The 4,876-nt window shown below is 32.4% G+C and carries 5 protein-coding genes and 2 tRNA genes; 6 read left to right on the top strand and 1 reads right to left on the bottom strand.

The genetic code is table 11. From position 1 onward, the window contains the following. A partial coding sequence (locus tag HKP59_RS03470; RefSeq protein WP_291803467.1) for an FAD-dependent oxidoreductase occupies positions 1–713 on the bottom strand: 713 nt, incomplete at its 3' end. Between the two features lie 169 nt (positions 714–882). On the opposite strand from HKP59_RS03470, the gene HKP59_RS03465 reads away from it, so the two are divergent. The 6 genes from HKP59_RS03465 to HKP59_RS03440 form a co-directional block, all read left to right on the top strand. Further along, the gene (locus tag HKP59_RS03465) at positions 883–1,221 is read left to right on the top strand and encodes a thioredoxin family protein (RefSeq protein ID WP_291803466.1); all 339 of its coding nucleotides are present in this window, start codon (positions 883–885) and stop codon (positions 1,219–1,221) included. Between the two features lie 49 nt (positions 1,222–1,270). Then, a tRNA-Pro gene (locus HKP59_RS03460) sits at positions 1,271–1,345 on the top strand. Positions 1,346–1,397: 52 nt separating this feature from the next. Continuing rightward, entirely contained in the window at positions 1,398–1,643 is a 246-nt protein-coding gene (locus tag HKP59_RS03455) for a GIY-YIG nuclease family protein (protein WP_291803464.1), read from the top strand. A gap of 144 nt (positions 1,644–1,787) precedes the next feature. Then, positions 1,788–2,888 (top strand): alkene reductase, encoded by a 1,101-nt coding sequence (locus tag HKP59_RS03450; RefSeq protein WP_291803463.1) that lies wholly within the window; start codon positions 1,788–1,790, stop codon positions 2,886–2,888. A gap of 84 nt (positions 2,889–2,972) precedes the next feature. Then, positions 2,973–3,046, top strand: a tRNA-Thr gene (locus tag HKP59_RS03445). 335 nt (positions 3,047–3,381) lie between these two features. Then, a partial coding sequence (locus HKP59_RS03440) for an amino acid permease (protein ID WP_291803461.1) occupies positions 3,382–4,876 on the top strand: 1,495 nt, incomplete at its 3' end.

Here is a 4,876-nt window from a genome sequence, read left to right as displayed (position 1 = left end):
GTAACATCAATTACTTCTTTGTCTCCAGTTTGGTTATTCACAGCTCTAACACCTTCAACAACTTTATCTCCTAATACCTCATCAATTTCAGTATTATATTTAACCTCAATATTAGCCGTTTTGTTCACTCTATGCTGCATTGCTTTAGAGGCTCTCATATAGTCTTTTCTCACTAATAAAGTAACTTTATTACAAATATTAGCTAAATAAGTTGCTTCTTCTGCCGCTGTATCTCCAGCTCCTACAACCACAACATCTTGCTTTCTGTAGAAAAATCCATCACAGGTCGCACAAGCGGAAACTCCACCACCAATTAAACGTTGTTCACTTTCTAAACCTAAATATTTTGCTGTAGCTCCTGTTGAAATAATAATTGTTTCAGCTTCTATTAATACAGATTCATCAACAGTTACTTTATGAATTCCTCCTGCTTCAGTACTAAAATCAACTTTAGTAACCATACCAAATCTTACTTCAGTACCAAAACGCTCAGCTTGATTCTTTAAATCTTCCATCATTGCTGTTCCATCAGTACCATTTGGGTATCCTGGAAAATTATCAACTTCAGTAGTCGTAGTTAATTGACCTCCCATTTGCATTCCAGTATACATTACAGGTTTCATATCCGCTCTTGCTGCATATATTGCCGCTGTATAACCCGCTGGACCTGAACCAATAATTAAACATTTTATTCTTTCTGTTGTATTAGACATATATAATTCATTTTTTATTTTGTGAAGACAAATTTAGGGCAATTTATTAGAAATTAATACCATTAATTATAATTTTTCATAATGCAATTATAAGTATTCGCAATAACCTCTACATCTCAAAAGAATAATCTATTTTTGTACATCTATAAATTCTATTATTTTTTATAATATGGAGTATACAAATGCAATAAATTCAATTCAACAGCTTGAAGAGATATTAAATTCTGAAATAGCTGTTTTACTTTATTTCAATACACTTTCTTGTAATGTAGGGGAATCTCTTCAACCAAAAGTTAAAAACTTGCTCACATCTAATTTCCCTAAAATTAGTTTTTATACTGTTGATATTAATTTTTCACCTGAAATAGCTGCTACATATAGCGCCTTTGTTGAACCAACTATTATCTTGTTTTTTGAAGGGAAAGAAACCATTAGAAAAAGTAGAAATATTGGTATCTATGAACTGCAAGAAGCTATTGAAAGACCATATAAACTTATTTTCGAATAATTGCTTGTAAAATCTATTTTTAGTTTTATATTTGCAGTCCGAAATTATTCGGGGTGTAGCGTAGCCCGGTTATCGCGCCGCGTTTGGGACGCGGAGGTCGCAGGTTCGAATCCTGCCACCCCGACTTTTAAGCTCTAGACTATTTTATTTCTAGAGCTTTTTTAATTTTAAACAGCATGTTTACCGTTTATATTCTTTTTTCAAAAGAGCTTCAAAAACATTATGTGGGATACACTAGTAGGAATATCACTATTCGATTGAAAGAACATTTAAATGACCATAAAGGGTTTACTGCAAAAGCAAAAGATTGGAAAATTGTTTTTAATCTTGATTTAGATGCTAAAAAAGAGGCGTTAATGTTAGAAAGAAAAATAAAAAAACGTGGAGCTAAAAGATACTTGAACGATATCGCGTCACGCTGAAAGCGTGAAGGTCGCAGGTTCGAATCCTGCCACCCCGACCACTTTAAAAACCTTTCATAAATTTGAAAGGTTTTTTTATTACTTACTTTTGCTTAAGCAAAACTATTTTTAGTTCCAAAGCCACATGGTTATAAAACTACTATTATGAAAACAAAACAACCGCTTTTAACCCCATATCAAATGGGAGATTTGACCTTAAAAAATCGTTTGATAATCGCTCCAATGACGCGTTCTAGATGTAATAATAGCGATCATACGCCTACAGAATTACAGGCAACTTATTACAAACAAAGAGCAAGTGCTGGCCTTATTATTTCTGAAGGCTCTCAGGTTTCTAAACGTGCTGTGGGCTATGTAAATACGCCTGGTATTTATTCAGAGACCCAAGTAAAAGGCTGGAAAAAAGTGACTGATGAAGTACATAAAGAAAATGGTAGCATATTTATTCAACTTTGGCATGTTGGAAGAGTATCTCATCCTGATTTTCATGATGGTGAATTACCATTAGCACCAAGTGCTTTAAATCCAAATTCGAAATCTTTTACTCCACAAGGGTTTAAAGATACTGTCACTCCAAAAGAAATGACTTTAGAGGATATTGAAACTACCATTCAAGAATTTAAAAATGCAGCGATTAATTCAAAAAAAGCCGGTTTTGATGGTTTAGAAATTCATTCTTCAAACGGTTATTTATTTCATCAATTCTTTAATAACTGCTCCAATAAAAGAACGGATTCTTACGGAGGATGCATTGAAAATAGAGCTCGTTTTTTCTTCGAAGTTTTGGATGAAATAATTAAAGTTTTCCCTGAAAATAGAATTGGAGTTCGTTTCAATCCGTCTATGCATAATTTACATGGAATTGATATTGATGAAGAAACAATTCCTCTCTTTGAATATGTCATGGAAAAATTGAACAATTACAACTTAGCGTATGTACACTTATCTGAGCCATTTACAGATGTTTCTAATGTAGAATATGCGGTTAAAAATATTGCAAAACACTTTAGACCTATCTATAAGGGAACACTTATAATTAACAGTAATTTTGATCAAGAAAAAGGAAATAAAATTATTGAAGATAATTTAGCCGATTTAGTTGCATACGGAAAGTTATTTATCTCAAATCCAGATTTGCCTAAAAGGTTCTCAGAAAATCTACCTTTAACGAAGTGGGATAGTGAAACTTTCTATTCTGATTCTGGAGAAAAAGGCTATACAGATTATCCTAATTATAATAAGTAAAAAGCATTCTCAATATTTTGTAAAATAAATAAAAAAAAACTTGCGTATTATGCTTAAAGTAATTTAATTTGCACCCGCACAAAAGCCGATGTAGCTCAGCTGGCTAGAGCAGCTGATTTGTAATCAGCAGGTCGTGGGTTCGAGTCCCTCCATCGGCTCAAAAAAGAGTATCTTTTTAAGATACTCTTTTTTTTGTTATACTTAATATGAACTAGAGTTCCAGCAATCAATCGCTCATAAATAAATTTTATTTCATATTTCAAAAATTCAGATGAAAAATTCTACTTGATATATTCATAAAATTATAAAAAAAACCAGTATTTGAGTCTAATTTTTCATAACTTCGTTATTACCGTTAGATATGTAAAAGCTATAAATTTTGTTATTTAAAAATTGATGTATTCATAATTTTTATTTTTACTAGAATCCTGTTGCATTGATATATAACTAACAAAGTTCATTCATTTAAAATTTTTCATTTCCCATTGTTGTTATGAGTAAAACACTAATTTCATCGAAAGCAAATTTTGGAACGCTCCCTGTTTTTTTAACTGCTATTTCAACAATTTTAGGAGCTGTTATGTTTTTACGATTTGGATTTGCTGTTGGTTCTGTAGGTTTTTTGGGTGCTTTATTTATAATCATCATTGGTCATATGGTTACCATTCCAACCGCTATGGCATTAGCTGAAATTGCAACCAATCAAAAAGTTGAAGGTGGTGGAGAATATTTTATTATTTCGCGTTCTTTTGGATTAAATATTGGAGCTGCTATTGGTATTACTTTATATTTATCTCAAGCCGTTAGTGTCGCTTTTTACGTAATTGCTTTTGCTGAATCTTTTGAGGCTATAAAACCTTGGGTAGCTTCAGAATTTGGTTACGACCTTTATGACAATCGTTTATTCAGTATTCCAGCATTATTACTTTTAATTTGGTTAATGGTTACTAAAGGTGCTGATTTAGGAATGAAAGCCCTGTATGTTGTTGTTACTATACTTGCCATATCTTTAATTCTTTTTTTTCTTGGAAATACTCAATTTTCAGAAGTTTTTGACAGTTCTCAATTATTTAACAATGTTTCATCAGATAAAGGTTTCTTTTATGTTTTTGCAATTATTTTTCCCGCATTTACGGGTATAACTGCAGGAGTTGGATTATCAGGTGATTTAAAAGACCCGAAAACATCCATCCCTTTAGGAACACTTGCCGCAACAATTATTGGGATGGTAATATATGTATTTCTTGCTCTAAAATTAACCAGCTCTGCAAGCACGGCCGACTTAGTTAATGATCAATTAATTATGAGCAAAATTGCTCTTTGGGGACCAATTATTCCAATTGGACTAGCAGCGGCAACTATATCTTCTGCTCTTGGCTCTTTTATGGTTGCCCCAAGAACTTTGCAAGCCATTGGTAGCGACCACGTATTTCCTAATAAATTTATAAATAAATTTGTTGCAAAAGGGACTGAAGAAAATAATGAGCCAAGAAATGCAACTATATTAACTAGCGCTATTGCATTAATTTTTGTGCTTATGGGAGATGTAAACGCGGTAGCAGAAATTATCTCTATGTTCTTTATGGTTACTTATGGATCACTTTGTTTAATTTCATTTATGCAACACTTTGCAGCGGATCCATCATATCGTCCTTCATTTAAATCAAAATGGTATTTGTCACTTTTGGGAGCTGTAATGAGTATTTATTTAATGTTTAAAATAAATACACCTTATGCACTTGCTGCAATTGCCCTTATGCTTATTTTATATTCATACATCACTTTAAAAAGCGAGAATAAAAAAGGGATGGCTACTATCTTTCAGGGGGTAATTCATCAATTTAGTAGAACCTTGCAAGTGTTTCTTCAAAAAACAGATAAAGATAATAACGAAGAAAATTGGCGCCCATCCGTTTTATGTCTTTCAAAAGATAGTTTTGAGCGTTATGGTGCATTAGAATTGATGAAGTGGATATCACACCGTTACG

The organism is Lutibacter sp. (genome assembly GCF_013041805.1).
Lineage (GTDB): Bacteria > Bacteroidota > Bacteroidia > Flavobacteriales > Flavobacteriaceae > Lutibacter.
Note: the sequence above shows the minus strand (reverse complement) of the source record. Positions and strands in the feature narration are given on the sequence as shown.

Coding starts and splice junctions, on each gene's coding strand:
- HKP59_RS03465 (WP_291803466.1), top strand. CDS start 883: ATGGAGTATACAAATGCAATAAATTCAATTCAACAGCTTGAAGAGATA.
- HKP59_RS03455 (WP_291803464.1), top strand. CDS start 1,398: ATGTTTACCGTTTATATTCTTTTTTCAAAAGAGCTTCAAAAACATTAT.
- HKP59_RS03450 (WP_291803463.1), top strand. CDS start 1,788: ATGAAAACAAAACAACCGCTTTTAACCCCATATCAAATGGGAGATTTG.